General features: G+C 55.9%; 17 protein-coding genes and 4 pseudogenes. 6 read left to right on the top strand and 15 right to left on the bottom strand.

Features of this window, described 5'->3' with window-relative positions; translation table 11 throughout:
* Positions 1-94: 94 nt before the first annotated feature.
* Complete coding sequence (locus ACA058_RS15260) at positions 95-370, bottom strand: antitoxin Xre/MbcA/ParS toxin-binding domain-containing protein (RefSeq protein ID WP_497639939.1); 276 nt, start codon at positions 368-370, stop codon at positions 95-97.
* A 199-nt stretch (positions 371-569) separates the two neighbouring features.
* On the opposite strand from ACA058_RS15260, the gene ACA058_RS15255 reads away from it, so the two are divergent.
* Positions 570-1,028 carry a hemerythrin domain-containing protein gene (locus ACA058_RS15255; protein ID WP_497639803.1) on the top strand — a complete coding sequence of 153 codons (459 nt, stop codon included), beginning with the start codon at positions 570-572 and terminating at the stop codon, positions 1,026-1,028.
* 205 nt (positions 1,029-1,233) lie between these two features.
* Here ACA058_RS15255 and ACA058_RS15250 read toward each other — a convergent pair whose 3' ends face one another.
* On the bottom strand, positions 1,234-1,422 hold the full coding sequence (locus ACA058_RS15250) for a DUF1289 domain-containing protein (protein WP_497639938.1): 189 nt from the start codon (positions 1,420-1,422) through the stop codon (positions 1,234-1,236).
* A gap of 101 nt (positions 1,423-1,523) precedes the next feature.
* Between ACA058_RS15250 and ACA058_RS15245 the strand changes: the two genes are divergently transcribed.
* A protein-coding gene (locus ACA058_RS15245) for an IS3 family transposase (RefSeq protein WP_497639802.1) occupies positions 1,524-2,686 on the top strand; the annotation gives its coding sequence in 2 pieces (ribosomal slippage) (positions 1,524-1,779 and positions 1,779-2,686; 1,164 coding nt in all).
* A gap of 331 nt (positions 2,687-3,017) precedes the next feature.
* Here ACA058_RS15245 and ACA058_RS15240 read toward each other — a convergent pair.
* The 4 genes and pseudogenes from ACA058_RS15240 to ACA058_RS15225 all read right to left on the bottom strand — a co-directional run bounded on the left by ACA058_RS15240 (position 3,018) and on the right by ACA058_RS15225 (position 7,343).
* Positions 3,018-4,145 (bottom strand): methyl-accepting chemotaxis protein, encoded by a 1,128-nt coding sequence (locus ACA058_RS15240; protein WP_497639937.1) that lies wholly within the window; start codon positions 4,143-4,145, stop codon positions 3,018-3,020.
* A gap of 120 nt (positions 4,146-4,265) precedes the next feature.
* A pseudogene (locus ACA058_RS15235) lies at positions 4,266-4,595 on the bottom strand (PAS domain-containing protein); the annotation flags it as partial.
* 46 nt (positions 4,596-4,641) lie between these two features.
* Positions 4,642-6,861, bottom strand: coding sequence for an EAL domain-containing protein (locus ACA058_RS15230; protein ID WP_497639801.1), 2,220 nt, complete (start codon positions 6,859-6,861; stop codon positions 4,642-4,644).
* 170 nt (positions 6,862-7,031) lie between these two features.
* Positions 7,032-7,343: a hypothetical protein gene (locus tag ACA058_RS15225; RefSeq protein ID WP_497639800.1), complete on the bottom strand. Its 312-nt coding sequence runs from the start codon at positions 7,341-7,343 to the stop codon at positions 7,032-7,034.
* Positions 7,344-7,649: 306 nt separating this feature from the next.
* Between ACA058_RS15225 and ACA058_RS15220 the strand changes: the two genes are divergently transcribed.
* From ACA058_RS15220 to ACA058_RS15205, 4 genes and pseudogenes are all read left to right on the top strand, one after another.
* On the top strand, positions 7,650-7,895 hold the full coding sequence (locus ACA058_RS15220) for a hypothetical protein (protein WP_497639799.1): 246 nt from the start codon (positions 7,650-7,652) through the stop codon (positions 7,893-7,895).
* A gap of 332 nt (positions 7,896-8,227) precedes the next feature.
* Positions 8,228-8,389 carry a hypothetical protein gene (locus ACA058_RS15215; protein WP_497639798.1) on the top strand — a complete coding sequence of 54 codons (162 nt, stop codon included), beginning with the start codon at positions 8,228-8,230 and terminating at the stop codon, positions 8,387-8,389.
* Positions 8,377-8,610 (top strand): annotated as a pseudogene (locus tag ACA058_RS15210) (sunset domain-containing protein); the annotation flags it as partial. The gene ACA058_RS15215 and the pseudogene ACA058_RS15210, both read left to right, overlap by 13 nt.
* Positions 8,611-8,802: 192 nt before the next feature.
* On the top strand, positions 8,803-9,084 hold the full coding sequence (locus ACA058_RS15205) for a hypothetical protein (RefSeq protein WP_497639797.1): 282 nt from the start codon (positions 8,803-8,805) through the stop codon (positions 9,082-9,084).
* 184 nt (positions 9,085-9,268) lie between these two features.
* Here the strand turns inward: ACA058_RS15205 and ACA058_RS15200 are convergent.
* The 9 genes and pseudogenes from ACA058_RS15200 to ACA058_RS15160 all read right to left on the bottom strand — a co-directional run.
* Positions 9,269-9,463, bottom strand: a pseudogene (locus ACA058_RS15200) (diguanylate cyclase domain-containing protein); the annotation flags it as partial.
* A gap of 78 nt (positions 9,464-9,541) precedes the next feature.
* Positions 9,542-9,730 (bottom strand): annotated as a pseudogene (locus tag ACA058_RS15195) (antitoxin Xre-like helix-turn-helix domain-containing protein); the annotation flags it as partial.
* A 263-nt stretch (positions 9,731-9,993) separates the two neighbouring features.
* Complete coding sequence (locus ACA058_RS15190; protein ID WP_497639796.1) at positions 9,994-11,295, bottom strand: MSMEG_0569 family flavin-dependent oxidoreductase; 1,302 nt, start codon at positions 11,293-11,295, stop codon at positions 9,994-9,996.
* A gap of 48 nt (positions 11,296-11,343) precedes the next feature.
* Positions 11,344-11,679 carry an MSMEG_0570 family nitrogen starvation response protein gene (locus tag ACA058_RS15185; RefSeq protein ID WP_497639795.1) on the bottom strand — a complete coding sequence of 112 codons (336 nt, stop codon included), beginning with the start codon at positions 11,677-11,679 and terminating at the stop codon, positions 11,344-11,346.
* A 1-nt stretch (position 11,680) separates the two neighbouring features.
* Positions 11,681-12,712, bottom strand: a complete 1,032-nt coding sequence (locus ACA058_RS15180) for a sll0787 family AIR synthase-like protein (RefSeq protein WP_497639794.1) — start codon at positions 12,710-12,712, stop codon at positions 11,681-11,683.
* Positions 12,705-13,265 (bottom strand): MSMEG_0567/Sll0786 family nitrogen starvation N-acetyltransferase, encoded by a 561-nt coding sequence (locus ACA058_RS15175; RefSeq protein ID WP_497639793.1) that lies wholly within the window; start codon positions 13,263-13,265, stop codon positions 12,705-12,707. The genes ACA058_RS15180 and ACA058_RS15175 overlap by 8 nt, the downstream gene beginning before the upstream one ends.
* A gap of 14 nt (positions 13,266-13,279) precedes the next feature.
* Entirely contained in the window at positions 13,280-14,362 is a 1,083-nt protein-coding gene (locus ACA058_RS15170) for an MSMEG_0568 family radical SAM protein (RefSeq protein WP_497639792.1), read from the bottom strand.
* Entirely contained in the window at positions 14,349-15,326 is a 978-nt protein-coding gene (locus tag ACA058_RS15165) for a Nit6803 family nitrilase (protein WP_497639791.1), read from the bottom strand. The genes ACA058_RS15170 and ACA058_RS15165 overlap by 14 nt, the downstream gene beginning before the upstream one ends.
* A gap of 139 nt (positions 15,327-15,465) precedes the next feature.
* A complete protein-coding gene (locus ACA058_RS15160) occupies positions 15,466-15,948 on the bottom strand; it encodes an MSMEG_0572/Sll0783 family nitrogen starvation response protein (protein ID WP_075944565.1) in 483 nt (160 codons plus the stop codon).
* Between the last annotated feature and the right edge of the window lie 240 nt (positions 15,949-16,188).

The following is a 16,188-nucleotide window of genomic DNA, read 5'->3' as shown; positions in this document are numbered from 1 at the left end:
GGCATGAGCAGGCTGGGTCGAGCCGGGCTTAAGCCAGAAGGAGCGATACGCAAGGTAGCTTTAGCTTCGCAGCCCACAAGTTTCCTATCGAATCTCACACGAGAACTCCTCTCTCGAGCCGGCCGATAAGGTCGAGCACAGCGTTCGTCTCCACCCTCGTCCTCATCATATCCAGTGGACGAATCCCATCAAGCCCTCGATTTGATGAGTTCATCCATCTGACTGCAGCGGCTACATCGTTTTCGAATAGATAAAGGGCATTCTCAAAGACGGCTACCAATGCAACCAAACGGTCGCTTTCTACAGTGTTGAACCGCCTTGCTTTCGCTCTGCGCGACAACGTTGTGGGCGACACACAAATAGCCTTCACTTGATATTTTTTCTTCAAGGGCGGCAAATTCTCGGGGGTGAGCTCTGTGCTCGCCTATACTAAAAATGTAAATCATGCTGGTGAGCTCGCTTGGCAAAGCATTGATAAATATGAAAATTTAAAGGTTTGGGTTGCCTTGGAGGTTGTTGGTTAACCAATATTTCTCTGTGATGGTTTGGTGTCGTGACGAGGTTTTGATATGAACGTCTTGTTGAAAGAGCTTCAGGCCTATCATCATGAGGTGGCTATAAAAATCACTCAGATCAAAGAGTTGCTGAGGAAGATGAGGCATGAATCCGATGGTGCTGATGACTGCAAGCAGTTGTTCAAGATGCTGGAAGCCATGCATGGTGATGCAGAACGACACCACCATGAAAATGAAGAGCTTATTCGGCTGGCTTTGCTAGCGACTGAGGCACCGATCCACCAACGGGTCAAGGATATCGAGCGAGATCATCAAGCATTTGGGCGCATTGCTGGACAGTTGAAGATGTTGGAGGACACAACTCAGGAAACGAGAGTAATTGCTGACACTATCGATGACTTCATCAAAAAATATTTCGATCATATGGACTCGGAGGAAAATATTTTCTTTCCGGTGGCTGATAAGTGGCTGTCAGACGAGCAGTGGCAGGAAATAAAGCGTCAATGGCATTAATTGGAGCTCACCGTACACATTCAAAATTTAGCTACTACTTAGTCCGCGACCTAACAAAGTTATTATGTGGGTACCAAGTACCCCCCCCCAACTTCATTGACCCACCGGCGTGTCCGTATATCGACTGTTCTTCGTTGTAAGTCCCTTCGCGTTGACTCCTGTATTGACGACATAAAGTTCCAAGACTGTTTACGAACAGCCACATTTAGCACCACATTGCGTTTCGCTCGGCACACGCGTCATTAAGAGAGCTCGCACGCTGCATGGCGGCCATCTTTTCCGGGCGCCTCATGCGCTTCCATTTTTTGATGTCTTCCTTGGTGCGGCCGCTCAGGCATAGTTCGCTATTCAGTTGGCAAACGGAAATACAGGGGTTTTCGATATCCTTGGCCAGACTTCAACTCCCAGCAATGTTGGCGCCAACGCCGAATTGTAGTGGTCTAATGAAACCGGACACCCATTTAGGCGAGAATGCTCGCCAGATCGAGGTGTCAGATGACCAAACAACGCCGTTCCTTTTCTGCTGAATTCAAACGCGAGGCTGCCGACCTCGTGCTCAAGCAAAACTATAGCTACATCGAAGCTAGCCGTTCACTCGGCGTCGGCGAGTCGGCCCTGCGCCGCTGGGTCGATCAGGTTCAGCAGGAGCGCCAAGGCGTCACTCCGCAGAGCAAAGCGCTGACCCCAGAACAGCAGAAAATCCAGGAGCTGGAAGCCCGGATCGCCCGCCTTGAACGGGAAAAATCGATATTAAAAAAGGCTACCGCGCTCTTGATGTCGGAAGATCACGAGCGTACGCGCTGATCAATCAGCTGAGCGTCCATGAGCCGATTGATTGGCTGTGCAAGGTGTTTGAAGTCCCCCGTTCGTGCTACTACGCCCAGCGCCATAGGCGCCGAACGCCGGATGTCGAACGGCTTCGGTTGAGCAGCCGGGTGAGCGAGCTGTTCTCGCAAAGTCGCAGTGCTGCGGGCAGCCGCAGCATCCTGTCACTGATGCGTGACGACGGTGAGCAGCTCGGTCGATTCAAAGTGCGCAGCCTGATGCGCGAGCTTGATCTCGTCAGTAAACAACCCGGATCACATGCCTATAAACGAGCGACGGTTGAACGGTTGGATATCCCCAACATCTTGAATCGGGAGTTCGATGTTCCGGCACCCAACCAGGTGTGGTGCGGTGACATCACCTACATCTGGGCCCAGGGGAAATGGCATTACTTGGCTGTCGTGCTGGATCTTTGCACGCGCCGGGTGGTGGGCTGGGCGTTGTCGGAAAAGCCGGACTCCGATCTGGTTATTAAGGCGCTGGATATGGCTTACGAGCAACGAGGAAGACCTCAGGGACTGCTGTTTCACTCGGATCAAGGGTCGCAGTATGCGAGTCGTTTATTTCGCCAGCGGCTGTGGCGTTATCGCATGCGCCAAAGCATGAGTCGCCGGGGGAATTGCTGGGACAACGCGCCAATGGAGCGCGTGTTCCGCAGCTTGAAAACGGAATGGATACCGACCACGGGTTACAGAACGACTCAAGAGGCTCAGCGCGATATCAGCCACTTCTTGATGCATCGGTACAACTGGGTTCGACCCCATCAATTCAACGATGGGCTGGCGCCAGCTCGGGCCGAAGAAAAACTTAACGTCGTGTCCGGGATTAGTTGACCACTACAGATTGACCTACGTGCCGACGCAAGACTGACCCAACTCCAATCGGCAGAAATCCAGCTCAGGAAATGGTTCGCTAGGTATCGGACTGGGTCAGTGGCATCTCGGTGACTGGATCAATTCGGTGTCGGCGCCGACAAGCTGTTCTCATGAAGGAACGACCAGTTGGCATCACTGGCTTTTTGTCCGCTGCCACAGATCGTAAAGCGCAGATAGACACCGCTCAGATGCCGGTGGCGGGAAAACATCGACACTTGGCTATCCAGTCCTATGTAGTGGTCTTTGCGGTGGGTGGTTATCAGCCAACTCTGACCCGTCATTCATTACGTTAACGTCCCCAGAACTGCGCCGCCAGCAGTTGAAGGCGCTCGGCCAGTTTGGCGACATGGGCAGCAGTCGTGCGGCTCTGGCTACTGGCAAGCACGTTACTTTGGGTGGCTTGGCTGATACCTTTCAGGTTGCACTGGATACTGTCACCCACCGCGCTCTGCTCTTCCACGGCGGCGGCTATTTGCACACTCATGTCGCTGATTTCACCGACTCGTTGAGTGATTCCATCCAGCGCCCGGGCGGCAAACAGCGCCTGCTCAACACTGGATTCGGCCTTGCTGTGGCTGCGCTGCATCGCGACTACGGCGTCACCAGTCGAGCGCCGTAAAGTATCGATGGTTCCCTGAATTTCTGCGGTGGATTGCTGGGTGCGCGAAGCCAGCCCGCGCACCTCGTCGGCGACCACGGCGAAACCGCGCCCAGCCTCGCCGGCGCGAGCGGCCTCGATAGCGGCGTTGAGGGCGAGCAGGTTTGTCTGTTCAGCGATGCTTTGGATTACCTCGAGTACGCGGTTGATTTCTTGGCTATGTTGTTCCAATTGGTAAATCGCCGCGCCGGTCTGTTGCACCTCGATGGCGAGGCTGTCGATGTGCTGGCGGGTTTGCTCGACCAGTTGTCGACCTCGGTCGGTTTCTTGATTGGCCAAGCTCGCGGCGCTGGCGGTGAGCTGAGCGTTGCGCGCCACTTCCTGCACACTGCTGGCCATCTGGGTTATGGCGCTGGCCACCTGGGCAGTTTCCCCTTGCTGTTGTAGGGTAGCGCAGTTGTTGTTGTCCACTGCGGCGACGAGCTCTTCGGCTTCTTTGTTCAACTGACGGGCCGAGTCGGCAATGCGGCCGACGACGGCCCGCGTCTCAGCTTCGAGCATTTGCAGGGTGAAATCGATCTGTCCAAATTGGTCGCGGCGGCCGCTGTATAACATTTGGCTTAGCGGGTTATCGGCGATATTTTTAGCCTTTCGGGCAAGGGCGTCGAGGGGGCGCAGGCTGGAGAACAGCAGGCCGCCGAGCAAAAGGCTGAATAGCGACGCAGCGATGGCCGCATGGTTCCAAGAGAGGGCGCCCACCAAGCCTAAGGCGGTAAAGCCGAGTAGGTTCAGTCCAGTGCTAGCAAGTACTAAGCGCATGCCGACGGACAGTCGTGACGGACGCAGGCAGTGTGTTTTTTTACCGCTGCGCAACTGTGCATAGAGAAGTTCGGCGGCGTCTACAAGTGCTTTCGGTGGGCGCGTGCGAACCGATTGGTATTCCATTATTTCACCATTGCGCTGCATGGGCGTGGCGTAGGCGCTAACCCAGTAGTGGTCACCATTCTTACAGCGATTTTTTACAAGGCCCATCCACGAGCGTCCGGCCTTGAGGGTCTGCCACAGGTGTGCGAAGGCTTCTGGCGGCATATCCGGGTGACGCACGATATTGTGATTGACCCCAAGCAACTCGGCCTCACTGAAACCGCTGATGTTGATGAAATCCGGATTGACGTATGTGATGGCGCCCTTGGGATTGGTTGTTGAAAGAATGTTCGCATTGACGCTGAACTCGACAGCACGACCACTGACCGGAAGATTGATTTTCATTGTTTGCCTCCTGAGCTGATGGATAACCGCTGGGTGCCTACCGTGCTTACAGCAATGGACACCCAAGCCCCTCGAAACAGTCTTCTCCGCTGAACAACCGTTGCATCTGCGCAGCAGGTCTTGGTCGGCTAAACCAGTAGCCTTGGGCGTAGTGGCAGCCTTCACTGACCACAAAGTTGAGTTGTGCTGGGCTCTCGATGCCCTCGGCCACGACTTCTAGGCCAAGACTACGGCCGAGGCCGATGATCGCCTGGCTGATCGCGCTCTGTTTGTTGTCGTACGGGATGCCGCCGATGAAACTTTTATCCAGCTTGAGGATGTGCAATGGAAAGCGTGTGAGATAACCAAGCGAGGAGTAACCGGTACCAAAATCGTCCAGCGCCAACAAAACGCCAAGGCTGGCTAATTCGTTCAGACAGGCCAATGTGTCCAGGTCGTGATGCATCAGTTGGCTTTCAGTAATTTCCAGGATCAGGCTGGCAGGCGGTAGGCCGCTTTCTTGCAGGATGTCTATAAGACGGAGGGTGAAGTCGGCCTGCTGCAACTGGAGGCTGGAGATGTTCACCGAACAGCGCAGATGGTCATGTCCGGCCAGCTGCCAGAGGCGGGTCTGCTGGCAGGCTTGGCGCAATACCCATTCGCCGACGCGGATGATTTCCCCCGACTCTTCCAGCGCCGGGATGAACTCCAGTGGTGAGATCAAGCGTTCACCATGGCGCCACCGTAACAGCGCTTCGACCCCAGACATTAGGGGCGCCCCCTGGTCAAGACGATAGATCGGTTGGTAATGCAGTTCGAATTCATTGTGTTGCAGCGCCTGGCCCAGAGCGGACTCCAGTTCCAGATGGTGCTGTGCGGTGTCTTGCAACGCTTCGCTGTAGTGGGCGAACCGCGCCTTGCCGGCAGACTTGGCTCTGTAGAGGGCAAGGTCGGCGGCCTGCAAGACATCCAGCGCTTTACCGTTATCATGCAATGGGGCGATGCCGATGCTGGCACTGACCACCAGGGTACGACCGTCCATGTGCAGCGGTTGATGCAGGTTGTCGAGAATGCGTTGGGATATTTGCTCGGCGTCGCGGTCGCAGGTGAGATCATGAAGCAATACGATGAATTCATCTCCACCGAAGCGGAATAACTGATCGCTGGGGCGCAGAGCGCCTCTCAAGCGCTGTGCCACTTCTACCAGCACGCGATCACCGACGTTGTGACCGAGGCTATCGTTGATCAACTTGAAGCGGTCGAGGTCGATGAACAGCAGCGCCTCGTGAGCACCTCCCTTGCGCTGTTTCATGAAGGTTTTCTGCATTTGCTCATCAAGGCGCATACGGTTGGCCAGGCCGGTCAGCGGGTCATGGTGAGCGGCATGTTTGAGGCGCTGCTCGGCATCCTTGCGTGCACTGATATCGGACTGTGAGCCAGCCATGCGTAGCTGGCCTGGTGTCGTGACTTCCGCTACCCCTCGCACCAGTACCCAAATATAGCCACCGTTGTTTTGGCGAATGCGATACTCGTGGTGAACAGAAGATGTCTGCCCTTGTATATGGGCATCGATGGCCTGGCGAAAATCCGGTAGGTCGTCCGGATGCACGCGACCGAACCAACTGGCGCTGCTATCGCCGATGCTATCGCGGCTGAGGCAGAGCATGCTGGCCCAGCGCTCTGAAACGTACAGTCGATCCTGATCGACATGCCAATCCCAGATTCCGTCGTTGGCACCGCGTAGCGCACGGGCGAAGCGAGCCTCACTATCCTCCAGAGCCTTGTGCTGGGCCGCACTGTAGGTATCGATGGCCAAGGTCATGTCGAAGAACACCGCCTTCAACAGACTTGAATAGAGAGTGGCGTTTTGGCTTTCGCCGAACACGCTTTTAAGCATGTCGTCGAGGTAGAGACGGTAGCTGCCGAGATACCACTTCAACTCCAGGCCGACTTGTTGGTGAATCACACCGATGCGCAGGCGGCCGTTGACGTAGGTATCATTGTAGGGGCCGCCCCACAAACACTGGTAATACTCGGCCTGGCTGTGCTTCAAACGGGCGGTGACCTCCGGCGCACGAAGTAAGGCAGATGGCGTGGAGAATTTCGCCAAGTGACGGTACAAATGATCGACAAAAGCCTGCTGAGCTGGGGCCATGTGCTGAGCTGCTGCACCGAGTCGTTTGGCATCTTCGGCACTCCAGTCGAGAAAGCGAAAGCGTTCGACAATTTCCTCCTCATCGAGACGAATACGCCTGAGCAACTCCTCCAGATCTTTTTTCACCTTCATTCGCACACCTCGGTGTTTGTAAAGATTCCTTTCTGCTGACAAAAAAAAACGCCGTGACAACGAGTTCTGGTCAAGAACTGATGTCACGACGCTTCGTCTTTCAGGCCAATTATCCTGCTCGGCAAAGCCGGTTCCCGCGTTGGGCGGAACCTAATGATGGCATTTCTACATCATTTCGGATTGTCTGACAATCTATCCAGCAACGTTACTAATCGCCGCCGTAGCAGCCCCAGTTCGCGAGATTTGAAGGCGTGTCGAGTCTGCTCCAAAACCTCGGTAGCATCCAACAACGCAGCATGTACCAGCCCAGCCGACCCCAATTGTGCTTCACCGAGCCAGCGGCAAATCGGCACGGCACTACAATTACTCGGAGCGCTCAGCACCTCGCAATCTGGTGCTATATGAACCAACAATTGGCGCAATTGATCGGCTAGTTCTAGGTCGTTGCAAATAATTCGGGTTGTCTGGTTGGACTTGGTCATCAAACTGCATCCCCACAAGGTTGATGTACTGTTTACAACACCGTCCGTGGCGTTTTATTGATGCAAATCAATGTTGAAACCGATCCTATGGATACGTGTTGTTGATCGCTCGTTATCATGTCCCAGCGCCGAGTCGCCTTGGTCGACTGATACCCGATGCCTTGGCGGCCCGGGGTTGTTTTTCTATGTGCTGGTCTCCAAATTGTCGATCACTTGCCGTTGTATCGGCAGTCCGAGATTTACGCCCGTGAGGGCGCGGATCTGGAGCGCTAAACCCTGGCCGACTGGGTTCGCCAGAGCAGTCAATTGCTCAGACCGCTGATCAGCACCCTTGATCGCCATGTCATGAGCGGCCATAAAATTCATGCTGACTACACGCCAATTGGCGTGCTCACATCGGGCCACGATAAAACCAAACCGCTCGCTTGTGGACGTACGTGCTTGACGAACGGCCAGCGGGTTACGGATCGCAGGGAGCAACAAGCACGGCGAGTGATCTGTTGCTTTTATGGTGCGCCGACAGCCATTTTGAAAAGACCATGTCCCAGTTAAGGATTGAAACGTGCAGGTCAGCCAGGTGATGCCCGGGACGCGATAATGCGCAGGGTGAGTAGGGCCGCGCAGGTTAGTGGTGCAGAGCAAGTTCTGAAAATCAACTGCGGAATTGCTGCGCCGCGTAACCCATCGCTATCAAAGCTGCGTGCAACACGACAGTGAGTCAAATCCTTTGAAAATTTCCGAGAACCTATGGCATCACTCTTGCCTTCTGAAAAATCACATCAGCAGGATTCGCTCCTGCAAGGCAAAGGCGCCTGAACCCGCTGCGGATATTTTGCAGAGGCTTCAGGCGTTTTTTTTGGCTTCCGCATTGGAGATTCAGACACATGAAGTGGCTCACCTACCCTGCGTTCTTGTTGCTGCGTGAACTGGGCATTATCGGCATGATCCGCACGCTGTTAGCGATTAGCCTAGCAGGCGGCGTCCTGGCCGCTGCGACGCTGCCAACCGGGCCACTGTGGGCGGTGTTGGCCTACCTGATGGGGTAGTTAGCGCCCTCCCTGCTAATCCCCCGAAGGCCGGAGTCCAGCCAACCTTGGCGAGTGCGACCGGAGTAGGTTCGATCATTGGCAACCGAAAGAGCCAGGTCTATCACCTTTCGATGGGGTGCCCTGGGTATGGTCAGGTGTCTGAAAAAAATCAGATCTCCTTCACGTCAGAATCTGAGGCCCAGGCAGCGGGATATCGAAAGGCAGGCAACTGCAAATAGTTGCTGCTTGTTGAAAGTCGGCCTTGCGAAACCGAGCCGGCCCCCAACATTAGACTGAGACATGCGTCCTGTTTTTGCTATTTTCATACTTGATAACTTCATTCACCGCAGGCGGTTGCAGCTAAGGCTTGGACGCCCCCCTCTTTCACAATCCAATGAGCCAACCGCTGACTGCCAACCAGGAGTAACAAATTGCTGACCCGTCCCGACAAAAACGCGCTACGTGCGATGCTGGAATCGCAAGTCCAACAAAAACTACAGCACGACCCAAACGCTGTAACGACTTATGCAGCCAAGCCTGTACCAGAGCGCAAACCGTACACCAGCAAACCCACGGTTCAAGACAAGGCCTTTCACAAAGAGCTCGAACAGATGCGTGCCGATGCTGAAGCTGGAGTGTTACATACGCCTAAGCGCGAGTCTGAGGACGGAAACGCTCCTAGCCTTAGACTTGATGATTACCCGGGCCTGTAAAAAGTGCTGCTGAGAATCTACCGGCGGGAACAGCTTGCCGGCTGATGGAGTGTCGGCCACATTCACCACATCAGCCATCACTGCACACCACAGCTTAGTTATGGCTGCCATGCGGAATGAACGCGAATCAAATCGCCATATCCTGTGGGGCTATGTGATTGCAGCTAGAGCCCGAACGCAAGTTTCAGTTCACTCGGTTGCGCCCGCTGCGCTTGGCTAGATAGAGCGCATCATCGGCACGAGTCAGAAGGCTTTCCACATCGTCACCCGCTTTGGTGAGGGCGACACCAAAGGACGCGGTTACAGTGTCTAGCACCTCATCCGTGCCACGAACCTTGATCCGCAAAGCGGCGATCGTGCGTTCAGCCCAAGTGCGGGCGACCTCATCCACGTTCTCGCATGCCGAGATCATTCTCGAACAGTGAATAGGCTGCATCCAGGACGCCAACAAGCTGACCAAACGATCACTTTCCATGGTGTTTAATCGCCCCGCTGCTGCCCTTCTGGAAAGTGTCGACGGTGAAATGCACAAGGATTGGCGAAGGCGGCTCTCTGGGATATCCAGAATGACTGCCAGCCGTTTATAGAATGCGATAGGCAACCCTTGGAGAACCCACTGTTGCAGCTGCGCACCGCGTGGAAGCATGCCCATCATTGCCCACACGTTGTCGGGAACGATACTGACTGGGTCGTACTCCTTGATGGAAAGACTCATGAGCAGAACGTACCTCTGGGAAATGGAATAGAGGGTGCCGGCCGATTTTGTTCACGGTGAACGACACAGCCCCGCAGCGTTGTGGAAAAGAGCTCACTAGACATCACCTTTCAGGCTGAGCGCTCAGCCGAGACAGGACAGACAAATACCTGCTTTGCGAACAGTCTGTCCTGCTCATCAGTTTTCGCGGGGTATCACCTCGATACAACGCGCCTAGCTTTGATCGAGCGCTCAATATTCAAGGCACTGATGTGATCCACCAGGAACTGCGCATCCTTTGCAACGCCGGAAAAACGACCGGAACCCCAAGTGTATAACCAAGGCAATCCAAGGAAATACAAACCAGGTTGCGTTGTAATTCCTCGTTGATGCCCCGGGTGTCCGCGACCATTGAAGACAGGGGCTTCTACCCAAGTAAAGTCGGGGCTGAATCCGATGCACCAGATGATGCTGGTGATGCCTTCGGCATCAAGATCCAGTTCGCTGCGCTCTGATTCTGGTACCCAGGTTGGCTCGTAAGGCTCGCCGACTGGAGCATCAATCCCCTGTTGCTCAATGTACTTGTCGATAGACGCGTTGATCCGGTTGTAGACCGCATCCGCATTGTCGAGGCTCTCTCTCAGGTTGTGGGCGAACTGCAGGCGATTGCCCTGCATGCCATCGAGTCGACCAAGCAACTCCATGCCATCGCGAGCAAAGTTACGAAGATCAATGTCACGCCCGCCATCACGCCCCGTGACGTAGTGGTTGGTGTTATCGCGCACGCCTTCACGCAATGGATGAGTGTCGACGCCGATCTCGTAGTACCCCATCTCGGCTAGCCAATCGACCACGTCCTTGCCACGATAAAATCGTGCACAACGCGGTGCATCACCGACCGCCAAATAGACCTTACGACCGGCCAGATGCAAGTCTTCGGCGATTTGTGCTCCAGACTGCCCGGAGCCGACCACCAACACATTGCCAGCGGGCAAAGCTTGTGGATTGCGATATTGCTCGGAGTGAAGCTGATGAATACCCGCCGGCAAGCGTTCGGCCAGACGCGGAATGATTGGCGTATGATAACCACCCGACGCGACAATCACCTGATCGGCACTGAACTCGCCTTGTGAGGTGTGCACTTCGAAACCACCTGCGGTACGTGGAACCACGCGCTGCACAGTAACGCCCTCGCGTGCTGGAGCATTTACCGATTGGACGAAGCCGGCCAGATACTGATTGATCTCGTCCTTTTTCATAAAGCCATGTGGATCACTGCCCTTGAACTCTTCGCTGTAGGTGTAACCCGGCAGTGCACATTGCCAATTGGGCGTCACCAGGCTGAAGGCATCCCAGCGCTGATTGCGCCAAGTGTGGGTTAGGCTGTGCTTTTCCAGTACCAGGTGATCGATACCCTGCTGTTGCAGGTAGTAGCTGGCGGATAACCCGGTCTGCCCGCCGCCTACGACGATCACGCTGTGGTGTGGAGGTTTGATGGAAGTGGGGTGACTGCTCATGGGAACTCCGGTACTGGATGGCATAAGGGTTAAGTGAAAGGCGAATGGTCAGAAGGAACTCCAGCCTGCGCGGTTTACCTGGCCAGCGCCTTCGGTGCGCATACTGATAATGTCCACTTGCCCGGCAGTGTCAGGCGGTGCTTCGAGATAACTGGCTTGGCCCTTGAGCGAGCTCAAGGTGTCCATGGCAGAACTGCAGTAAAAACCCTTGACCTGCTTGACTCGCTCCGAGGCGTTATTCAATGCGTCCTCGATGCGCTGTAGAAAGTCCGGCAACGAGTAACAGGCCCCCTCCTCCAGGTATTGGTAAATCACGGTCGAAGGCGAATAGCCGGTCGCTTCCTTGCCATTGGGCCAGCGAATTTTGAAATTGACGGCGGGCATGTCAGTGCTCCTGTTGATGACGGTGTAAAGGGCTCAGGTCGAGATCGGGATAGCTGAAACCGGTGAATGCCTGATCGCGTAGGCTCCAAAAATCGCAGCGCTGTGTATCGAGCGCTATGTTCAGTACACCGCTGTCATTGACGTGACCAATGCGCTCGCAACGCACGCCTTCGAAGGCGAAGGCAGACTGCACGTGAGACCAGTCACGCTCATCGAGGGTCAGCAAAAAGCCGTAGCTGGGAAAGACCTGCAACCAACGCGCGAGGTCTGTATCCGGCGGACATGGCAACGTGCTCAAATCGATGGTTGCGCCGCAGCCGGTGGTCTCCAGCAACATCAGTAAGCTACCCAGCACTCCGGCATTGCTGATGTCTTTAGCCGTCAGAAGCAGCTCGGCTTCGGCCAAGCGCGGCAACACGTCGAGCTTGCTACGTAACCGCTCAGCCGGCACGCCTTCGAAAGCCTTCCAATAGGTGCTGTCGGCGTGCCAACAACCTTCAAGATCTACCGCCATGGCGATGACCTGTCCGGGAGCAACATGTAGTGTCGACAACAGTTTCTGTGCAACTCCGGTAATCGCCACCGCCAGCGCTGTCGGATGTCCTGGCGCCAAGCTGGTGTGCCCACCGGCTAGCAATAATCCGTAGGCTTCGCAGGCCGCACGAATTCCCGCTAACAGAGGCTGTGCGGCGGTGCAGTCGTGATGCCAGTAAGCGTTGACTATCGCAGTAGCCCGCCCGCCCATCGCCGTGATATCGCTGACATTGGCCATGACGGCTGACCATCCGGCAAACCAAGGTTCCGACTCAACGAACGCCGGCAACATCCCTTCGATGGCCAGCAACTGGAAATGATCGCCGCAGGCAATCGCTGCGGTGTCGTCGCCAGCCAAGGCGTAAAGCTGTGCGCGAGTCAGGGGTTGCTGTGCACGGCCAATGACCGTTGCCGGTTGCTGGATCGCCTGTTTCGAGCGCATCGCCGGGGTGGTGCGCAAGGTGTCGAGCAACGCCGACAAATCAAGTTCTTCAGCCATGACGTGGCACCTTCACCGTACGCAGCGAGACCTGACGCGGCATCAAGGGATAGCTCGATAAGTCCGCTTGCATCAGGCAATGGGGCTGGCCAAGCAGCTGCATATGCTCAAGGGTTCGCCAGCGCAGGCTATGGAAGTAGGTTTCGTTTTGCGCCTGCACCGTAGCGCGAAACATTTCGCAGCCTAGATCCTTGGCCCGGGATACAGCTTCGTTGACCAGCGCCTTACCAATCATGCTGTGACGCCGATACGCCGGAGCCACACACAAGCGCCCGCCAAACCACTGGCCCGGCTCGGGTTGATAGATACGCACGGCGCCCACCACCTGATCGGCGATCCCGCAATTTCCGGCAAGCGCGACAATCGCTACGGCCTGGAAATCATGGCTGTCCTTGTCCTGTGCCAGCAGTTGTTGCTCGTCAGAAAACACCGCACGTCGCAGGGCGAAGTACGCCTGTTTCTCCCAGTTTTCGCTGGTGGGCTTGACCAGTAACTCACCCGCGCGAAACGGTTCAAAGGTGCTGTCGACCAAAGCAAAGGCGAGATTGGGCATGGAAGTACTCCGGCTTATTCGTAGCTTTTCAGGGCCGAGCACGCACCGCATTTGGCGCAACCGGCGTTGATCTGATCCGAGTGCAAACCGTGACGACGCAGGCTTGTACCGATCTGCGGATAAAGTCGGGCCATCATTGCGCTGTCGGGCTTCGGGTGATGGGCCAGTGGGGTGCCGTCGATGGGTACAAACGGCACTACGAAGGGGTACACACCGAGTGCGCACAGGCGTTCGCTCATCTCGCTGATCGCAGCTTCGCTGTCCCCCAGGCCAGCGAGAATGTAGGTGCTGACCTGGCCCCGGCCGAAGACCTCCACCGCCGCACTGAAGGCTTCGAAGTAGCGACTAAGGGGGACTTCGGCCTTACCGGGCATGATCCGTAGGCGCACTTCATCAGTGACCGCCTCCAAGTGCATCCCCAGTGATACCACGCCGCTGTCGGCCAGACGCTGGAACCAGCGATCGTCGTCCGGCGGCTCGCACTGGGCCTGAACCGGGAGATTGACGGCGGTCGTTACCGCTGCGGCAGACTCGCACAATATCGCTGCACCACGATCCGGGGTCTGCGGCGTGCCGGTGGTCATCACCATGTGTTTGACGCCATCGAGCTCGACTGCCGCTTTTGCTACTTCAGCCAATTGCTGGGGACGTTTGCGGGCAATGGTTTTGCCGGCCGCAAGCGACTGTCCTATGGCGCAAAATTGGCAGGACGTTGAGCGATCATTGAAGCGAATGCAGTGCTGCAACACTGTGGTCGCAAGGACATCGCGACTGTGCAGCGTGGCGATTTTCCAGTAAGGAATGCCGTCGGCCGTACTCAGACCATAGAACCTCGGAACACCTGGCATCTGCACCTGGCCGACCTGCAAGCCTTCACGAAAAATCAAAGCCTGGCTGCCATCGGCGTTTGGTTGCGCCTGATAGGGCGAATATTGCGAGGCCTGATTGAGGATCGGCACCATCATGGTTCGATTGCCGAAGCTCAGTGCCTTGTGGTCTGACGGCCCCGCTCCACCTTGACGAGACAAACCGTTCTGCGCCGCCGGCCATCGCACGCCATGGCATTGCAGCTCGGCCAGCAGCTCATTGGTTTGCATGATCGAGCTCCTCGGCAACTGCCGGTGCGAGATGCGCACTACGGTCATGTACATGCGCGGTGGGCGTGCGGTCGATCAGCAGACTGAGCAGTTCCGGACGGCTGTAATGCCCGACCGAATCCATCATGCGTTTACGCTTATCAATCAGTGCCAGATCGAGATCGGCAATCACCACCCCCTCGCCTGTGCGCAGCGGCTCACCGATTAATTTGCCTTCCGGAGAAACGATCGCGGTAAAACAACCACCGGAGATTGGGCCCAGCCCACAACCGGTCTCCTGCATGATCTGCCCCTGCTGATCCGCATCCAGCCAAGCGGTAGCGTTGACCACGAAACAGCCCGACTCCAAGGCGTGATGACGTATAGTGACTTCAATCTGTTCGGCAAAAATGTCGCCCACCAACGACCCTGGAAACATCGCGGCATGTATCTGCTCGCCGTCTGCCATCAAGGCGTAGCGAGCCAGCGGGTTGTAATGCTCCCAGCAAGCAAGTGAACCGATGCGACCCACGGCGCTGTTGATGGCGCGCAGACCCGAACCGTCGCCTTGCCCCCAGACCATGCGCTCGTGGTAGGTCGGGGTAATTTTGCGGCGGTGCTGAATCAAACTGCCGTCGGAATCGAACAGCAATTGGGCGTTGTAGATGGTGCCGCCATCGCGCTCATTGACGCCGATGGAGACCACCATGCCAGCTTGCTTGCAGGCCTCGCCAATTGCATGCGTGGCGGCGGATGGCACCGTGACGGATTGATCCAGTAACTTGAGGTGTTGTGCGCCCATGGCAAATGCCGGTTGCACGAACGAAAAATAGGGGTAATAAGGCACCACCGTTTCCGGGAATACTGCGAACTGCACGCCTTGTCGACCGAGGGCAATGATCTGTTGGCAGACTTTGTCTACGGTGCATTCGCGGCTGTAAAGCACCGGGCTGATCTGTACGGCGGCTGCGCAAATGATGGCCATGATGAGTCCTTGTTGTGGGGTGATTTGAAGAAACAAACCTGTGGGAGCCGGCTTGCCGGCGATGGGGGTTGGCCAGGTGAATTACTGTTGACCGATCCGTTACCATCGCCGGGCAGGCAGGCTCCCTACGGGATATAAATCAGGCAGTCCAGGTATCAATGATCATTGCGCCTTCGCGGCGCATTAGTAGGCGCAAGTCCATCACGTCGAGCGGATTGATTGGGCGGATACCTTCAATCAGGGCTTTTTCGGTTTGGCCGTACAACGCTTGCAAGGCGAAACGACAGGCGTAGACCTCACCACCCTCTTCCATGAACTGCATAAGCTGCTTGTTCACGGCCAGGTGACCAGGGAACGCTTCGGCTCCCAGCGTCGGGAACCCGCGCTGCACACCCAGTTGCACGCCTGGCCCGTATAGCAGGATTTTGGTTTCAAACCCTTTGCGCAGCAGTCGTTTGGCCTGAAGCATGTTGACCAATCCAATTGAGCCCTCAAAGGCGATGGTGTGAAAGGTGATCAGGACTTTCTCGCCGGGCTCGGCCTTGATGTCTTCGAAGACTTTCTCTTCGTAATTGACCAGGAAGTCGCCGTCTTTGTAATGGGGGATGTCCACGGTTGGCATAGTGTCGCTCTCCAGTTTCTTCGTGCTTGAACGCCAGCCGTTGTTGGCTGCCGGGTTGCAGGAGATAGAGCGAACGTCGTGCCAGAAAACAAACAATAATTTTTCTGCCTGGCAAGTGCCTGATTACATTGAAGATGCTGATCTGATCCGGCTTTTTATAATGGATCTGATGCTATCGGCCAATTACGTACTCCCGTAGAAATACGAATATTCGTAGAACCAAACCACGAGATTTCGTAG

The organism is Pseudomonas sp. LBUM1649 (assembly GCF_059716155.1).
The sequence above is the reverse complement of the archived record's forward strand: the minus strand, read 5'-3'. Positions and strand labels throughout refer to the sequence as shown.